Origin of the sequence: Suttonella indologenes, from assembly GCF_900460215.1 — a bacterium.
Classification (GTDB): domain Bacteria; phylum Pseudomonadota; class Gammaproteobacteria; order Cardiobacteriales; family Cardiobacteriaceae; genus Suttonella; species Suttonella indologenes.
In genome coordinates this window covers 1,342,175-1,359,821 of the sequence record NZ_UHIA01000004.1, presented here as the reverse complement: position 1 = coordinate 1,359,821, position 17,647 = coordinate 1,342,175, and the positions used below count along the sequence as shown (strand labels likewise).

Sequence of the window (17,647 nt, the reverse complement as noted above, 5' to 3'; positions counted from 1 at the left end):
TTAGCATGAGCGAGTGGCTGCTGATTCTCCTGCTGCCCTTGGCGGCATGGTCGGGCTGGTGGATCGCCATGCGTAAAGAGGCGCGCGACATGCGGCAATCGAAATCGCGTTCCGCCTATTTTGAAGGCTTGAGCTTCCTGCTCAACGACCAAACCGACCGCGCCGTCGACGTCTTTCTGCAAATGGCGAATATCGATCGTCAGACCTTTGACAATCAGCTGACTTTGGGTGCCTTGTTCCGCAAGCGCGGCGAATTGGACCGCGCTTTGCATCTGCACCGCCAATTGGCCGATCTGCCTTTTTTAGACAATACCCAAGCCTGTGCGGTCGATTTTGAATTGGCGGAAGACTATGCCCATGCCGGCATGTTTCGCCAAGCGCAAGCCTTATTGGAAAAAAGACAGGGCGAGAATTTCCGCACCCGCGACATCTATGCCGCCCTATGGCGGATTTACGAACGCACCGCACAATGGCAAAAAGCGATAGAGATTAGCGAATTATGGCAGGCGGCAGGCTATGGCAGTCGGGCGCGGCAAATCGCCCATTATTATTGCGAGCTGGCGGAAATCGCCCAAAGCGAAGGCGATACCTCGCGCATGCACACCTTATTAGACGCGGCGCTCGTGGCAGATAACCGCTGCGGACGTGCCTACCATATGCAGGCGCAATTAGCCATGCAGCGCGGCGAGCCGGTTTCCGCCATTCATCACTACCATTCCATTGGCGAACAAGCGGCGAATTTTTTACCGGAAATCCTGCCCTTACTCGCCGAAGCCTATGCCGAAATCGGGCGCAGCGAAGAATATCTGCAATGGTTATTGGAAAAAGAAGCGCAGATGCGGCAGGCGCGATTGAGCCTTGCTACCGCCGAAACCCTCAGCCGTCTGGGTAAAGCGGAAGCGGCGCATCAATTATTACAAAGCCGCTTGCAGGAACAGCAAAACCCGCTGCTATTGGCGGCTTATTTGCAGAGTCATCCCGAGCCGAGTTTGCAGGGGCTAAATACGCTTATCGGCAAAGGTATCAGCCCGCAGCACGTTTATCAATGCAATGAATGCGGTTTCCGCCAACAGCGCCTGATTTGGCATTGCCCCGCCTGTCATGCTTGGAGCAGTTTCCAGCCTTTGATTGAAGTAAAAGTAGAGCAAAGATGAGTGATCCTAAGATTTTATTGGCCTTTGATTTTGACGATGTGCAGACTGCTTACGCCTTGGCGGAGCAGCTCAATCCCCGTCTGTGTCGGATTAAAATCGGCAAAGCCCTATTTACCCGCGCCGGCGTGACGGTAGTCGAACGTTTGCAAGCCGGCGGTTTCGAGATTTTTTTGGATTTGAAATATCACGATATTCCCAATACGGTGGCGGATGCGGTACGCGCCGCCGCTGATTTGGGTGTCTGGATGGTCAATGTGCATGCCGGCGGCGGACGCAAAATGCTGACAGCCGCCGCAGAAGCGCTTGCGCAGCGCCGCCAAGCGCCGCTATTGATTGCGGTAACGGTATTGACCAGTATGGCGGAGACGGAATTGGACGATATCGGCGTCACGCGCGGATTAGCTGAACAAGTCGCGGCGCTGACCGCCTTAAGCTATGACTGCGGCTTGCAGGGTGTAGTCTGTTCGGCGCATGAAGCGGCGGCGGTAAAAGCCGCTACCGCCCGCGATTTCCTGACCGTTACCCCTGGCATTCGCCCGCTTGGCAGCGCTTCGGACGATCAAAGCCGCATCATGACGCCCGAGCGCGCCTTGGCAAGCGGCAGCGATTACCTTGTGATCGGACGCCCGATTACCGCGGCAGCCGATCCCTTGGCGGCATTAGAAAGCATTGCCGCCGACATTGCCCACTTTAACAAGGAAAAATCATGAACAATCAACATACAGGACGGCGACGCGGCATTTATATTCTGCCGAATTTATTCACTACGGCGGCGCTTTTCTGCGGATTTTATGCCATTTTGGCAGCTACGGACGGACGCTATGTCTTTGCCAGCGTGCTGATTTTCTTTGCGATGATTTTAGACGGCTGCGACGGACGCGTGGCGCGTTTGACCAACACCGCCAGCGAATTCGGCGTGCAATACGATTCCTTGGCGGATTTGGTTTCTTTCGGCGTTGCACCGGCAATGCTGCTTTATCATTGGACACTGCATTTGAGTGCGACTGCGCCTCTGGTGCCTTCCCGCTTAGGCTGGATGGCGGCATTTATTTACACCGCCTGCGCCGCATTGCGCTTGGCGCGTTTTAATGCGCAAGTCAATGTGGTGGATAAAGCCTTTTTCATCGGTTTACCCAGTCCTTCTGCCGCCGGCGTGATTGCCGGTTTTGTCTGGTTTGCCCAGCGCTACGGCTTTCAGCCGAAGAATCTGCTGCTCTTTAGCGCGGCATTATTGATACTGACCGGCTTGGCAATGGTGAGTAATTTCAAATATTTCAGCGGCAAAAGTCTGAAAATCGAAGGAAAACTGCCGTTTCGCTATGCTGCCTTGCCGGCGATTATTTTGGCGGGCATCTTTTTGGAACCGGCCTTGGCATTGCCGCTGATTTTCTTTACTTATGCCTTACATGGCCCTTTGTGGTCAATCTGGCGTTGGCAACGTAAGCGCTCAATGTGAACTCATTTTTAAATCCCACGGCAGCACAGCAAAAAGCTTGGCAATTATTAGGCTTGAAGCGCTACTTGCGGCGCAGCGATGTGCGTGCGCTTCACCGCCAACATCTCTCGACGCAAATTGCCAGTGGGCCGGTGCAGGAAAATCCGCAAAATCCGCAAAATCCGCAAAATGCTTTGGTGCAAGCCAAAGAGATATTGCCGCAGATATTTGCCCCTGAAACATCGACAACGCCAATGGCCGCACCGCCGTCTGCGGTTCGGGAAACAAGATCGGCACAGCGGCAAAAACTGGGCGATATCGATATTTTTGCTTTGGCGCAGTGTAGTCTTGTGCTGAAAGAAGAATTGGCTTTCGTGCTGCCGCCTTTATGGTTTGACGGCGCTTGGCGCTTATTTGCGCATGCGCAAGAGGCGGTATTGCTGCACAATGCCTTGGCGCGTTGCGATTATCCGCAGGCGGCGGCAATTTTTGCCACCCTGCAAGACTGGCAGAGCGATGCTGCGCCGCAAGGCGATACGCTGCCCGAGATCGCCTGCTCGAATTATGTGCTGCTAGGCGATGAGCATTTGGCGCAGCAAGCGCAAACCTTATTGAAGACTACAGGGCGCAGAATCACGCATCCTGCTTTGGCATTGCATGCTGCGCCGTCTAAGCGTCGGCTATGGTTGGATTTATTACAGTTACGGGGAATACTTTCATGAAGGCGATTATCAGCCGATGGCTGTTACTAGGATTATTGAGCGGTGCTGCTTTCGCTCAACAGGGAGAGTCCGCATGGATTAGCGATGAGTTGCAAACCTCTGTCAGCGATGCGCCGCAAAGCAGCGGCAAATATTTAGGTTCGCTGAAAGCGGGCGTGCCGGTACAGATATTGCGTAACAGCGAAGACGGACGCTATGTATTGGTGCAGGCAGGTGAATTGCAGGGTTGGGTCTGGGCGAAAAATATCATGCACAGTCCCAGTGTGCATAGCCAATTTGCCGAGCAAAGCCGTCAGCTTAATCTCGCCCAAGCGCAGCATGCGCAATTAAAGCAAGTCCATGATGCCGAATTGCTCAGCGTGCAAGAATTGCAGCAGGCTTTGGCGCAAAGCCGCCAACAGGCGGAAACGGCAAGGGCGGATTTGCTTGCTTTGCAAAGAGTATCGGCAAATGCGGTGGAAATAGACCGCCGCAACCGTGAATTGCAGGCGCGCGTCGTCAACCTAGAACAGGAAAATCTGCAATTGCAGCATCAAAACAGCCGCTTGCAAGATACGGGGCTGCGCCGACAAATGCTTTTAGGCGGCGGTTTAGTTTTATCGGGAGCATTTTTATCCGTGATTTTTTCTCTATTGGGGCGCACAAAAAGACGCCGCCAATTGCATGATTTATAGTATGATGCCGCGCTTTATGGCTTAGAACGATTATGGCTTTACAACATCCGCAGATTGATCCCGTGATTTTCGCCCTCGGTCCGATCAAGCCGACTTGGTACGGCTTGATGTATGTCTTGGGCTTTAGTTTGGGTTATTTACTGGGCGTCTATTATGCAAAACGCCGTCCCGCCTTAGGCTGGGATAAAGACCAACTCGGCGATTTGCTCTTTTGGCTGATGCTCGGCACCATTTTAGGCGGCCGCCTAGGTTATGTCTTATTTTATGTGCTGGTTCCTTACGGCATTGATATTTTGATAAAAGATCCGATGTTGCCGCTGAGAATTTGGGACGGCGGCATGTCTTTTCACGGCGGATTATTAGGCGTTACCATCGCCTGCATCGGCTATGCCTATAAATACGAACGCAAAATTTTAGACATCGGCGATTTTATCGCGCCCTTGGTTACCATCGGTTTATTTTTTGGACGGATTGGTAATTTTATCAACGGCGAATTATGGGGACGTCCGACCGATGTGGCTTGGGGCATGGTCTTCCCAAGCGCGGGAGATCATCTTGTCCGCCATCCCTCGCAGCTCTATCAGGCGGCATGGGAGGGTTTATTGCTCTTTATCGTGCTCAATCTCTATGCGCGCAGGCCGCGTTATCGCGGGCAAACCACCGGTTTATTCTTGTTGCTTTATGCCGTCGGACGTTTTTTAAGCGAATTTGTGCGCGAAAAAGATGCGCAAATGAGTTTTTATTTCGGCATGACGATGGGGCAATTGCTCTGCCTGCCGATGGCATTAATCGGGCTTTATTTATGGCTGCGTCCGCAGTCTGCGCCGCCCAAACCTTATTCTCTTTCAGCGGATTGATTCATGCACATTTATCAAGAATTACTACGCCATATCCTCACGCAAGGTAGTGAAAAAACCGACCGTACCGGCACCGGCACGCGTTCGGTATTCGGCTATCAAATGCGCTTTGATTTGCAGGCAGGTTTTCCCTTGCTGACGACTAAAAAAGTACATTTCAAATCGATTGTTTATGAATTGCTGTGGTTTTTGCGCGGCGATACCAATATTGGCTATTTGAAAGAACACGGTGTGAGTATTTGGGACGAATGGGCGGATGAAAACGGCGATTTAGGTCCGATTTACGGCAAGCAATGGCGGGATTGGCAGGGCATCGATCAAATCGCCCAAGTCATAGAGACCTTAAAACACAATCCCGATTCCCGCCGCATGCTGGTCTCGGCATGGAATGTGCCCGAATTGGGCAAAATGGCATTGCAACCCTGCCATGCCCTGTTTCAGTTTTATGTCGCCGACGGCAAATTATCCTGTCAACTGTATCAACGCTCGGCGGATGTCTTTTTAGGCGTGCCTTTTAATATTGCCAGTTATGCTCTATTAACCATGATGATGGCGCAGCAATGCGATTTGGCATTGGGCGATTTTGTCTGGACGGGCGGCGACGTGCATTTATATAGCAACCACTTAGCCCAAGCGCAGGAGCAATTAAGCCGCAGTCCGCGGCCTTTGCCGCAGCTTGAATTAGATAAAGCGCAAAGCATTGACGCTTATCGTTTCGAGGATATTCGCTTAATCGGCTATGACCCGCTGCCGGCGATTAAAGCGGCAGTGGCAGTATAGAGGAAGGCAATGATTATTCTGCGTTTTTTCAGAAATGTATTTTATTTTTGCGTCGTAATGGGTGTTTTCGGCATTCTTATCGCTTGGACCTATGCGAAGAAATTGGAAGCACAATATGAATTGGATTCCAATAATTTGGGCGGCGCGCTATGGTCGATGCCGGCACGCGTCTATGCACGTCCCTTGGAATTATATGCCGGCGCGCCCTTGAGCAAGGCTCAGCTGCTGCGCGAATTGGAACTCTTGGAATATCGCAAAGTAGCGGAAGTCTTGGAGCCGGGGCAATATCAAGACAATGGCGACAGCGTGATTTACTACGCAGCGGAATTTGCGTTTTGGGATCAGGTGCGTCCTGCGCGGCGGATGCAGATTAGTTTTGCCGAAGGCAAAATCAGCCGAGTGGAAAGCTTGAGTACTTTTGAAGAAATCGGCTTGGAGCGCCTCAATCCGCTGCGCATTGCCAGCATTTATCCGCAGCATCGCGAAGACCGCCTTTTGGTGAAATTAGACGAAGTGCCGCCGGTATTGATTGATACCATTTTGGCTACCGAAGACCGCAATTTTTATCTGCACCCCGGCGTTGATCCGCGCGGCTTGCTGCGCTCGATTTATGTGACCTATGTGCGCAAAGGCGATCAGCAGGGCGGCTCGACCATTACCCAGCAATTCATTAAAAATCATTATTTGAGCAATGAGCGCAGTATTTCGCGCAAAGTCAAAGAAATGCTGATGGCTTTGGTCTTAGAGCGTTACAGCACCAAAGAAAACATTCTTGAAGGCTATATCAATGAAATCTATCTGGGACAAGACGGGCAAAGAGCGATTCACGGCTTCGGCTTAGCCAGTGAATATTATTTCAATAAACCCGTATCCGAATTGAATTTGCATGAAATTGCCACTTTGGTTGCCTTGGTGCGTGAGCCGGGCAATGCCGATCCGCGCAAACATCCCGAATATGCCCTGCAAAGACGCGGCTTGATTTTGAAAGTCATGGTGCAGCAAGGCTTAATCAGCCAAGAAGATGCGGATTTAGCCGATGGTTTGCCGCTGGATGTGGCGCCCGTCGAGCGGACGCGGGAGCGGATTCGTTATCCTGAATTCATGGATTTGGTCAGCAGCCAATTGCAGCAGAATTACAGCCGTGAAGACTTGACCAAACAGGGCTTGAATATCTTTACCACTCTGGATCCGCAAATTCAGGAAAAAGCTCAGGAAGCACTGTCCAGCCAATTGGCTAAATTGGAGCGTGGTAAAGGTCTGCGCAGTAATTTCTTACAAGGTGCCGGTGTGATTGTAGAAACCAACAGTGCGGACGTGGTAGCGATTATCGGTTCGCGGCAAGGCGGCGAGCAGGGCTTTAACCGCGCCTTATCCGCCAAGCGGCAAATCGGTTCCTTGGTTAAGCCGGCGGTCTATTTAGCCGCTTTGGAATATCCGACGCGTTACAGCTTATCGACGATGATTGACGGCAGCCAATTGAATTACCGCAACGGCGGTGCCAAATGGTCGCCGAAAAATTACAGTACGCGCAGTTTTCCCGATGCTATGCTGATTGACGCCTTGGTCAAATCTTATAATATTCCCACCGCCAGAATCGCCTTGGACATCGGCTTGACGGATGTGGTGGCTACTTTGAAGCGACTGGGTTCGCGCGACGGTATTAAACCCTATCCCTCACTGTCTTTAGGCGCGGTGCAGATGACGCCCCTAGAAGTGGCGCAAATTTATGAAACCTTTGCCTCAGGCGGCTATTATCAGCCGCTGCGCGCCATTCGCGATATTACCACTCAGCAGGGCGAAGCCATTCGCCGCTTCGATATGCAGGGCATTCGTGTGGTTGAGCCGACGCCTTATTATCTATTGATGACCGCCATGCAGGAAATTCCGCGCAGAGGCACGGCGACATTGGTCTATCAACATTTCGACAAAAGCTATAATTTTGCCGGCAAAACAGGCACCACCGACGATTATCGCGACAGTTGGTTTGCCGGTTTTTCAGGCAATTACCTGACCGTGGCTTGGGTGGGTAATGACCAAAACCAATCCACGAAATTAGCCGGCGGGGCAGGCGGCTTACCCTTGTGGATTGCCTTGATGAAGCAAGTGCCGAATAAACCTTTGACCGTTAATCCCCCTGAGGGCATCGTGATGCGCAATATTAATCGCAGTAACGGTTTATTAGCGGGTAATGGCTGTAAGAATACGCTTTCTCTACCCTTTATCGCCGGTTACGAACCGAGTTGGGGCGGCAATTGCGCCGCACCTGCGCCGGTGGGAAATGATAGCGATATTTATGAAGGCAGTTTTGTGGTGCCGAGTTTCAATCAATCAGGCTTTTCCGAGCCTAGCGGTTCATTCTTCAACAATTAGGCGTTTTGTTTTACAATAGCGCGAATTTTTTAATGAAAAGATTAACGAGGGATTTATGAAATTAAAAAGGCTTAGTGTAATGGTTGCCGCGGCGATTTTATCAGGCTGTACCGGCATGATGTACGGCGGCGGCGTAGCGCCGGTGAATAATCAAAACACCTATTACGGACGTCAGCAGCAGCCGATGCAGGGCTGGCAGCAACAGCCGCAGCAAGCGCGGAATGCCTATGCCAACACGCGAATCGGCGTAAATACCGCCCAACAGCAGCAAGCACAAGCCGAAGCACTGCGTCAGCAGCAGGAAGCCGAAGCTCGCCGCCAAGCGGAAATTGCACGCCAACAAGCTCAGCAGGCGCAGACTCAAGCCGCCACGCAGGCGACTGCGGCATCGCCTTACGGCCCTGCCAATGCAGCACCTAACCCTGCACAAAATGCGGCAAATGACGGCTGGGCAGTGCGTCCTAATACCCCGCCTACCGCTACCGACATGCCGAAAGTCGAGCCGCAAGCCCCTATGGCGACGCCGGTAGCCAACAGACAGGAGCCGCAGCCGATTCGTCCGCCGGCGCGTGAAGACAATAGCCAAAATGCGCAGGCACAAGCGCCAAGCACGCCGCAGCAAGCAGCTCAGGCAAGCCCCGCTCAAGAATCGGCAAGACAAGTAGCAGCGGCACAACCTGCCGGCGAACGTCCGGCAGCGAGCGGCGGCAGCGCAGTCAGCAGCTTATTGCAAAAAGCCAATAGCGAATTGGGCAAAGGTAATTTGGACGGCGCGGCGGCCTATTTGGAAGACGCACACCGCATCGACAGCAAAAACGCCAATATTCTGTATGACATCGCCAATATCCGCTATCATCAGAAGCGTTACCGCGAAGCCGAAGCCGCTGCCGCACGCGCAGCGAATATGGGCGGCAATAACAGCGTGATGCGCAAAAGCTGGTCTTTGATTGCCAATGCGCGCAAGGCATTAGGCGATAATCAAGGCGCAATTGCGGCATCGGAAAAAGCCGCTTCTTTCTAAATTTTAAGTACCATCCGTGTCGATTTTAGAGCCATATTTTGCCCCGCAAGGGGCTTTGGCGTCTTTGGTGGACGGTTATCAGCCGCGCGAAGGGCAGCAGCAATTGGCAGAAGCGGTTTTCAATACCTTAAACGCCGACAGTGTTCTGCTTGCCGAAGCCGGCACCGGCACCGGCAAAACCTTTGCCTATCTTTTACCGATTCTGTTAAGCGGCAAAAAAGCCTTGGTTTCGACTGCGACGAAAACCCTGCAAGAACAAATTTTCAGCAGCGATTTGCCCTTAGTGCGCAAATTGCTCGCCAGTCCTGCCAAAGTGGCCTTACTGAAAGGGCGGAGCAATTATTTCTGCCATTATCATTATGGCAAATGGCAGGAAAGCGGCGCGAATTCCCCAATCGAGCGCGCGCAAAGACGGCGCGTGGAAACCTTTATCGACCGCAGTTTGGACGGCGATTTGGTCGCCTTGGAGCTTGCCGAAGACGATCCCGTGCGCCAGCGCATCAGCAGCACGACCGACAATTGCTTGGGACGCGACTGCGAATTTTTTGAAGAATGCTTTGTTCAAAAAGCGCGGCAGAAAGCCAAAGAAGCGGATGTGGTGGTTGTCAATCATCATCTGCTTTTGGCGGATTTCGCTTTAAAAAGCGACGGCTTTGCGGAAATTCTGCCGGATATTGAAGCCTTTATCATTGACGAGGCGCATCATCTGCCGCAGACGGCGGTTAATTTCTTAGGCGAACGTTTTTCCTCCCGCCAAGTGCAGTTATTTTTAGAGGAATTGCAGGCGGCGCAATTAGCCGATGCCCCTGATGCCTTGGAATTGCAAAAACAGATTGCATTGAGCCATCAAGGTTTGAATCAATTATTAAGCGAGCTGAAAAATCAGGTCGGCTTATTTGGCGAACAGCAGAGCGGCCGCGTAAGCGCCGGCAATCAATATTATGACGGCGAAGAATTGCGTAGCTTAAATGTTTTTTGGACGGCACTGCAGGCTTTGGCGGAATGTTTGGCGGCCCTCGATGCGAGCTTGAGTCCGCATCATGAGCGGAGCAAGGTTTTGGCGGCTTTGGCGGAGCGTTTGGGCGAATTGCGCAGTTTGCTGATTCGTTTTTTAGATGAATTTCATCATGATAAAGCAGCATCCGATGAGAGCGAAGAAGACAATGCCTTAACGGATACCGCGCAATGGCTGGATGTGGGGCAGCGTTCCTTTGTGCTCAATGCGGTACCGGTTAATGCGGCGAGCAAATTTGCACAATGGATTAGTCAGTCGCAGGCAGGTTGGTGTTTTCTTTCCGCCACCTTGGCGGTGGATAATAAATTCGACCATTTCCGCCGCGAATTGGGCTTGGGGCAGAATGTACAGACCTTGCTGCTAGGCAGTCCTTTTAACTACCGTCTGCAATCTCTGCTTTATCATCCGCCGCAATTGCCGCCTCCGAATGCCGAGCATTACACCGCCGCTTTGATGCAAGCCGCATTGCCGGTGCTTAAACGCAGCAAAGGACGCGCCTTTTGCCTGTTTACCAGTTATCGTGCCATGCATGAGGCGAAAGCCTGTTTGGAAGACGAGGATTTCACGCTTTTCGTGCAGGGAGAAATGCCGAAAACGCAATTATTAAGCGAATTTCGCCGCAGCGAACGTGGTGTGCTGCTGGCCACCGCCAGTTTCTGGGAGGGTGTGGACGTACGCGGCGACCGCTTGGTCTGCGTCGTAATTGACAAACTGCCTTTTGCCGCGCCCAATGATCCGGTAACCAAAACGCGACACCGTCTGCTGGAAGAAAAAGGGCTGTCGCCTTTTATTCACGACAGCCTGCCGCAGGCGGTAATCACGCTCAAACAAGGCGTGGGACGTTTGATTCGCGACAGCGCCGATTACGGCGTATTATTGATCGGCGATCCGCGTCTGACCGGCAAGGGCTACGGCAAGATTTTTCTCGACAGTTTGCCACGCATGACCCGCACCACCGATTTATCCATTGTTGACCGTTTCTTTACTTATCATGAACCATCATCCTGATTTATCGCGCCCGCTGTTGGCGATTGACACTTCCACGCCTGCCGCTTCCGCCGCCCTGCGTTGCCAAGGCATCATTACGGCGGAATGTCATCAAGGGCATGCCAAGCATACCGAAGTGCTGTTGCCGATGATTGATCGCCTACTGCAGGCGGCGGGACTGAATATCGCCGATTTGGGCGGTATCATCATCAGCGCAGGACCGGGGGCGTTTACGGGTTTGCGTGTGGGCGCGAGCATGGCAGCAGGGCTTGCCGCCGCTTATGATACGCCGCTGGGCTGCCTGTCTTCTTTGGCTTTATTGGCGGCAGCTTCTGCGCCGACAGAAGATAGCACCGTGCTGGCTTTGATGGACGCGCGCATGCGCCAGCATTATGCCGCTTTATATGAATATCGCGGCGGCTCATGGCAATTGGCTGCGGAAGAGGGCTTATTCTTTGCCCAAGATTTGCCCTCGCCTTGGCTGGAGACTGCCGACAACGTAATGGTTTCGGGCGATAATTATGTGGCGGATAAAATAGCGCATCTGCCGCAGCAGCAAACCGTACCGCAGGCGCGCGACGCATTTTCCGCGCTCAATCTCTGCCGCTGGCAATCGCCGCAGCAAGCGATAGATCTGCAATATCTGCGCAATGAGATTACCGGCTGATGGATAAGGTATTTACGACCGAGTTGGCGGTGCACATCGGCGATATCAATTACGGCGGACATTTAGGGCATGACCGCCTGATTACCTTGCTGCATCAGGCGCGTTTGGATTTTTTGCAGCAATTAGGCGCCAATGAATTGGATTGCTTCGGCTGCGGTCTGATTATGCGCCGCCTGCAAGTCGATTATTTAGCAGAAGCCTTTTTGCGCGATGTTTTGCACGTGGAAATGCGGGTAACGCAGCTCAAGCAGGCGCGTTTTAATCTGGCTTATCGGATTCGGCGCGGCGAAACCCTGATTGCCCGCGCAGAAACGCTGATGGTTGCCTTCGATTACCGCAGCCGTCAGGTCTGCGCTCTGCCCGAGGCATTTGTACAAGCTCTTAGTGAGGAAGCGCATGGATAGTGTGAAATTATTGCGCCGCATTTTAATGCTGCTGACGGTGGTCGTCATCTTGGCGGTTTTGCTGATTATTTTCCAGCTGACCGATTTCGGCTACCGCGCCTTTATGCAGTTGAAAGACAGCTCGCCGTGGCTCTTAGGCATTTATCTGGCGGTGGTGGCGGTAGTGGCATTGGCGGGTCTATATCTGGTCTTTAAGATTTGGACGCTGGGACGCAGCAAGCCGCAGAATAAAAAAAGCCGCGTCCGCCCCAGTCTGGAAAGCGTTCAGGCAAGACTGGAGCAGGCGCGCGAACAGGGCTTTGAAGCCGAGGAATTAGATGCGCAATTGGCGGCTTTGCCGAATGAGCAGGCGCAGGAATTGGAAGTCGCCTTTTTCGGCAAAATCAGCACCGGCAAAAGCTCTTTAATCCGCAGTCTGATTCCCGATGCGCGGGTGGAAACCTCGGTCATCGGCGGCTCTACCGGCAAAATCGAACGCTTTTATTATCAGGCGGCGCAGGGCTTAAGCCTGCAATTATTGGATATGCCCGGCACACATCAGGCGCAGACGGTGGCGCATTTGGCGGAAGAAGTCTTGGCGGCGGCAAGACGGGTGCATATTGTCTGCTATGTGCTGGATCAGGATATTACCGCTTCGGATAAGGCTTCGATTATGCAGCTCAACGATTTCGGCAAACCGCTGGTGGTGGTGCTGAATAAAATCAGCCGCTACAAAGAAAGCGAACGCCGCCAATTGCTCGAGCATATCCGCAGTGAAATTCCCGCCGATGCGCAATTGGTGGCGGTGGACAGCATTCATGCCAAAGAAGTACAGATTCAGGCGGCAGACGGCAGCCTGCGTAAAGAAGAGCGTTTGCTCGGCGGCGATGTGCATGCCTTGGTGCAACTTTTTGCCGATTTGGAAGCGCGGCGTGGCGAATTGAGCAGTAGTCAGCGTCAGGCGCTCATCGAATTGGCGGACGATACCTTATCGCAGCGTCTGGCGGCATTTCGTCGCGAACGCGGCAAAAGCATTGTCAAAACTTACTCGCGCAAGGCGATGTTCGGTGGGGTTGCCGCGGTCGGGCCGGGAACGGATGTGATTATCCAAGGCTATTTGGGCTTGGAGCTGATTAAATCTTTGACCAAACTCTACGGTGTTTCCACGCAGGACGTGGATTTACAGGGCTTATTGGAAGCTGCCGGCGGTAAAGTGCGCTCGCAATTGACCGTGATGCTTGCCTTAACCGGCAATGTCTGCAAGGCCTTTCCGGGCATCGGCACGGTTTTGGGCGGAGCGAGCCATGCCGTGGCTTACGGTCTGATTTTCGAGAGCTTGGGACAGGCGATTGTCGACACGCTGGACAAAGCGGAAACGCAGTTTACGACGCAAAACGTGCTCAATGCTTTTGAGCAGCAGATGCAGCACGATATGGAAAAACGCGCCGTTTCTTTAATTAAAACCGCATTGGGAGAGAAATATGGCGGCGCATAAACATTTGCAAATCGCCCGCGACAGCATCACGAAATTGCTGGAAGACAATCGTCTAAACGCCGGTGCTAAGGCGCGTTTGGGCGAGGATTACCGCCAATTGCAGCGCTTGCTCGACAAACTTGAGCGCGGCAATGTACATGTGGCGGTCTTCGGGCGTGTGAGCGTGGGCAAATCGGCTTTGCTGAACGCTTTGGCAGGGCGCGAGGTGTTTGAAACCAGCGTTTTGCACGGTCATACCAAACATAGCGCGGAAACTCTGTGGCAGAGTTTTGACAGCGGCGGCGTATTTTTGCTCGATACGCCGGGGATTGATGAAGTCAACGGCGCGGAGCGGGCGCAGATTGCCGATGAGGTAGCGCGGCAAGCCGATGTGATTTTGTTCGTAATTGACGGCGATATGACCGATATCGAGCATCAGGCTTTGCGCAGTTTGTATCAGCCGACCCAGCCGATTGTGCTGGTATTGAATAAAGCCGACCAATACGATGACAGGCAGGTCGCCGCTTTATTGGGCAATTTGCGTCAGCAGTTGCGCGATATTCTGCCTGCCGAACATATTGTCGCCGCCGCGGCAATGCCCGAAAAAACCTTGGCTTTTATCGAAATGCCCGACGGCAGCGAACAGGAACAATGGATTGGCGGCGAGCCGCAGGTTGAGGCATTGCGCACTCTTTTATGGCAGCTCTTGCAGGAAAAAGGGCAGAGTTATGCCGCCCTCAATGCCAGCGTTTTTGCCGGACGCATGAGCGAGAAAGTGGGGGCGGAAATTGTGGCGGCGCGCAAAGAAGTCGCAGAAAGGATTATCCGCCACTATGCCTTGTTCAAGGCGGTGGGGGTGGCGGTCAATCCCCTGCCGGCGGTGGATTTATTGGCTTTGGCGGCGGATTCGGGCATGGTGTTGCATTTGTCGAAAGTTTACGGCATCGAGCTGACCCGTCACGAAGCCGGCAAATTAATCCGCACCATTGCCCTGCAAACCGGTTTGCTGATGGGAACGGTCTATGGCGTGCAGGTCTTGTCTTCAGTCTTGAAAGGCTTGACGGGCGGACTGTCCACTGTATTGACCGCCGGTGCGCAGGCAGGCGTCGCCTTCTACGGCAGCTATGTTATCGGCAAGGCGGCGCAGCAATATTTTGCCCAAGGCGAGTCTTGGGGTAGCAGCGGCGCAAAGGCGGTAATTGAGCAAATCATGGCGGATTTGGATAAAGAAGCATTAATCGATGAGGCAAAATCTTCAGTCAAGCAAATTTTAGGCAAAGGAAAACAATGAACACAGCATGGTGGAACAGCGAGGCATTAAGCGCGCAGGATTTAAGCAAGGGATTGTCTTTGCTGGCATTTAAAGGCATTGACGACGGCGATATTTATTTGCAACGCAGCCGCAGCGAGCAATGGGCATTATCCGAACACAAAGTAAAAACCGCCGCCTATGATGCCGGCGCCGGATTGGGCGTGCGCGCGATTGTCGGCGAGCAGACCGGCTTTGCTTATGCCGATGCTTTGGACAGCGCTTCGCTGTTTGAAGCCTGCCGTTTCGCACGGCAAATCGGACGCCAACAGAGCGATATCCATCTGGCGGTGGAAGCCAAAGCGCAAAGCATTACGCCGCTTTATCCCGCCATAGACCCGCTGCAAACCTTAAGCGCGGCGGAGAAAGTCGCGCTGTTGCATTTGGCGGATGACTATGCTCATCAATTGGATAGCCGTGTGGTCGATGTGAGCGTTTCGCTGGCGGCAAGTGCGGAAGAGATTTTCGTGCTGCGTTTGGACGGCTATTTTGCCGAAGACGTGCGCCCTTTGCTGCGCTTTAATATTTCGGTCGTGGTGGAAGAAAACGGTCGCCGCGAAAGCGGTTATTCGGGCGGCGGCGGACGCGACGGCTATTTGGCATTGCTGCCGCAGGAACAGGTGCGCCGCTATGTCGAAGAAGCGGTGGCGCAGGCATTGTTTAATCTGCAAGCCCGTCCTGCGCCTGCCGGCAGTATGCCGGTGGTGCTGGGCAACGGCTGGACGGGGGTGCTGCTGCATGAGGCGGTGGGACATGGTTTGGAAGGCGATTTCAACCGCAAAGGCACTTCCGTGTTTAGCGGCAAGATTGGGCAGTCGGTTTGTTCGCCGTTGTGTACGGTCATTGACGATGGCACGATAGCGGGACGGCGCGGTTCTTTAAGCGTGGACGACGAAGGCACGCCGACGGCAAGAAACGTATTGATTGAAAATGGGATTTTGCAAGGTTATATGCAAGACCGTCTCAATGCGCGCCTGATGAAGGTCGCCCCTACCGGTAACGGACGGCGCGAAAGCTATGCCCATTTGCCGATGCCGCGCATGACCAATACTTATTTAGCCGCGGGCGAACATAGCCGCGAAGACATGATTAAAAGCGTGAAGCGCGGCATTTACGCCGAGCAGTTCGGCGGCGGACAAGTCGATATTACCAACGGACAATTCGTCTTTGCCGCCACTCAAGCCTATTTGATTGAAGACGGCAAATTGACTGCGCCGCTCAAGGGCGCGACCCTTATCGGCAACGGCTTGGAAGCGATGCAGAAAATCAGCATGGTCGGCAATGATTTAGCACTGGATAGCGGCATCGGCAGCTGCGGCAAGAACGGGCAGAGCGTACCGGTGGGCGTGGGCTTGCCCAGTGTGAAAATTGATGAATTAACGGTGGGGGGAACGGCATTATGAGCCTGATGAACGAAACAGTATTTGCTGAAAAAGCCGCAATCGTCCTAGAACGCGCCCAAGCATTAGGCGCGCAGGAATGCAGCGTACAACTCTATCAAAGCGAGGGGGAGTCCCTGCAATTGCGCGAAGGCCAATTGGAAGAACTGAACCGCGAGCAGGAATTGAGCGTCGGCATTTCTGTGTTGAAAAACCAAGCGATGGGACATTGCAGCATCAGCGATTGCACGCCTGATGCACTGTGCGCGGCGGTACAGGCAGCGATTGACGGCGCGACGTACACCGAAGCCGACGAATATTTCGGATTGCCGGAAGTGCAGTATTATCGCCCCTTATCCGCCCAAGCCTTAGCAGATTTGGAATTGGACAGCGGCGTCTTGCCGAGCAGCGATTGGCTGGAAGCACAGGCTCAGATAATGGAAAGCAGCGCCAAAGCCTATGATGCGCGGATTGTTCTCTGCGACGGCGCAGGCGCCGATGCCGGACGCAGCTATGTTTATCTTGCCCAATCCAACGGTTTTGCCGGCGGCTATAGTAGCAGCCATGCAAGTTTGTCCTTATCGGTATTGGCACGCGAACAAGACGACCAGCAAACCGATTTCAGCTGGGACAGCGCGCGTTTTTACCAAGATTTACAAGCCCCCGAAAGCATCGGCAGACAGGCGGCGCAAAAAGCGGTTGCCCATTTGCTGCCCAAAGCGATTACCAACGGCGAATATCCGGTGATTTTCGATCGCGAGATAGCCAACGGACTGCTGCGTCATGTGGTGCAAGCCCTTGAAGGACGGGCGCAATACCGCAAACTTAGTTTTTTAGCGGACAGTCTTGGCAAGCAAATCATGCCCGAATGGCTGAGTCTGCAAGAGCATCCGCATCTGCCGCGCGCACTTAGCAGCATTCCTTTTGACAGCGAAGGTTTGGCACCGGCAGACAGCGCCTTGATTAGCGAAGGCAGAGTCGCGCGTTATTTGCTCAACAGCTATGCCGCACGCCGCCTTAATAGTGCACCCACAGGCAACGGCGGCGGCGTGCATAATCTGAAACTGCACAGCCAAGCAGCGCCTTTGCCGCTCGAAGAGCTGTATCGGCAGATGGAGCGCGGTCTGATTGTTACTTCGCTGATGGGGCAGGGCGTGGATTTGCTGACCGGCGATTATTCGCGCGGCGCTTCGGGTTTTTGGGTGGAAAACGGTGTGATTAGTCATGCGGTGGAAGGACTGACGATTGCCGGCAATCTCAATGAGATGCTGCGCGATATTGTCGCGATTGGCGATGATGCCGATATGCGCCGCAGCATTCATGCGCCTTCGATATGGATTAAAAAAATGGTGGTAGCACAGTAGTTTTGGAGAAGCAAATTCTATTTGAGCGGATGTGAAAATGAATCAGGCTTAGCAGA

Annotated in this window: 16 protein-coding genes; all 16 read left to right on the top strand. The window is 53.2% G+C overall.

Annotation, left to right across the window (positions count from 1 at the left end):
* Window positions 1-5 precede the first annotated feature (5 nt).
* From DYC63_RS10670 to DYC63_RS10595, 16 genes are read left to right on the top strand one after another with little or no spacing between them, the layout of a single operon-like run.
* Window positions 6-1,154, top strand: a complete 1,149-nt coding sequence (locus DYC63_RS10670) for a lipopolysaccharide assembly protein LapB (RefSeq protein ID WP_115219202.1) — start codon at window positions 6-8, stop codon at window positions 1,152-1,154.
* Window positions 1,151-1,864: an orotidine-5'-phosphate decarboxylase gene (gene pyrF / locus DYC63_RS10665; RefSeq protein WP_115219201.1), complete on the top strand. Its 714-nt coding sequence runs from the start codon at window positions 1,151-1,153 to the stop codon at window positions 1,862-1,864. Before DYC63_RS10670 ends, pyrF begins: the two co-directional genes overlap by 4 nt.
* Window positions 1,861-2,610: a CDP-diacylglycerol--serine O-phosphatidyltransferase gene (pssA, locus tag DYC63_RS10660; RefSeq protein ID WP_115219200.1), complete on the top strand. Its 750-nt coding sequence runs from the start codon at window positions 1,861-1,863 to the stop codon at window positions 2,608-2,610. The genes pyrF and pssA overlap by 4 nt, the downstream gene beginning before the upstream one ends.
* Complete coding sequence (locus tag DYC63_RS10655; RefSeq protein WP_115219199.1) at window positions 2,607-3,311, top strand: hypothetical protein; 705 nt, start codon at window positions 2,607-2,609, stop codon at window positions 3,309-3,311. Before pssA ends, DYC63_RS10655 begins: the two co-directional genes overlap by 4 nt.
* Window positions 3,308-3,985: a TIGR04211 family SH3 domain-containing protein gene (locus tag DYC63_RS10650; protein ID WP_172459496.1), complete on the top strand. Its 678-nt coding sequence runs from the start codon at window positions 3,308-3,310 to the stop codon at window positions 3,983-3,985. Before DYC63_RS10655 ends, DYC63_RS10650 begins: the two co-directional genes overlap by 4 nt.
* Window positions 3,986-4,017: 32 nt before the next feature.
* Complete coding sequence (lgt, locus tag DYC63_RS10645) at window positions 4,018-4,842, top strand: prolipoprotein diacylglyceryl transferase (RefSeq protein ID WP_115219197.1); 825 nt, start codon at window positions 4,018-4,020, stop codon at window positions 4,840-4,842.
* Between the two features lie 3 nt (window positions 4,843-4,845).
* Entirely contained in the window at window positions 4,846-5,622 is a 777-nt protein-coding gene (locus DYC63_RS10640; protein WP_115219196.1) for a thymidylate synthase, read from the top strand.
* Window positions 5,623-5,679: 57 nt separating this feature from the next.
* Window positions 5,680-7,992: a penicillin-binding protein 1B gene (gene mrcB / locus DYC63_RS10635; protein ID WP_245888149.1), complete on the top strand. Its 2,313-nt coding sequence runs from the start codon at window positions 5,680-5,682 to the stop codon at window positions 7,990-7,992.
* A 55-nt stretch (window positions 7,993-8,047) separates the two neighbouring features.
* Window positions 8,048-9,013, top strand: a complete 966-nt coding sequence (locus tag DYC63_RS10630) for a tetratricopeptide repeat protein (RefSeq protein WP_115219195.1) — start codon at window positions 8,048-8,050, stop codon at window positions 9,011-9,013.
* A gap of 16 nt (window positions 9,014-9,029) precedes the next feature.
* Window positions 9,030-11,036, top strand: a complete 2,007-nt coding sequence (gene yoaA / locus DYC63_RS10625) for a DNA repair helicase YoaA (protein ID WP_115219194.1) — start codon at window positions 9,030-9,032, stop codon at window positions 11,034-11,036.
* Window positions 11,020-11,682 carry a tRNA (adenosine(37)-N6)-threonylcarbamoyltransferase complex dimerization subunit type 1 TsaB gene (gene tsaB / locus DYC63_RS10620; RefSeq protein WP_115219193.1) on the top strand — a complete coding sequence of 221 codons (663 nt, stop codon included), beginning with the start codon at window positions 11,020-11,022 and terminating at the stop codon, window positions 11,680-11,682. The genes yoaA and tsaB overlap by 17 nt, the downstream gene beginning before the upstream one ends.
* Window positions 11,682-12,086 carry an acyl-CoA thioesterase gene (locus tag DYC63_RS10615; RefSeq protein WP_115219192.1) on the top strand — a complete coding sequence of 135 codons (405 nt, stop codon included), beginning with the start codon at window positions 11,682-11,684 and terminating at the stop codon, window positions 12,084-12,086. Before tsaB ends, DYC63_RS10615 begins: the two co-directional genes overlap by 1 nt.
* Window positions 12,079-13,560, top strand: a complete 1,482-nt coding sequence (locus tag DYC63_RS10610; RefSeq protein ID WP_115219191.1) for a GTPase — start codon at window positions 12,079-12,081, stop codon at window positions 13,558-13,560. The genes DYC63_RS10615 and DYC63_RS10610 overlap by 8 nt, the downstream gene beginning before the upstream one ends.
* On the top strand, window positions 13,547-14,830 hold the full coding sequence (locus tag DYC63_RS10605) for a GTP-binding protein (RefSeq protein ID WP_115219190.1): 1,284 nt from the start codon (window positions 13,547-13,549) through the stop codon (window positions 14,828-14,830). The genes DYC63_RS10610 and DYC63_RS10605 overlap by 14 nt, the downstream gene beginning before the upstream one ends.
* Entirely contained in the window at window positions 14,827-16,251 is a 1,425-nt protein-coding gene (gene tldD, locus DYC63_RS10600; protein ID WP_115219189.1) for a metalloprotease TldD, read from the top strand. The genes DYC63_RS10605 and tldD overlap by 4 nt, the downstream gene beginning before the upstream one ends.
* Complete coding sequence (locus DYC63_RS10595; RefSeq protein ID WP_115219188.1) at window positions 16,248-17,591, top strand: TldD/PmbA family protein; 1,344 nt, start codon at window positions 16,248-16,250, stop codon at window positions 17,589-17,591. Before tldD ends, DYC63_RS10595 begins: the two co-directional genes overlap by 4 nt.
* The last annotated feature ends 56 nt before the right edge of the window (window positions 17,592-17,647 follow it).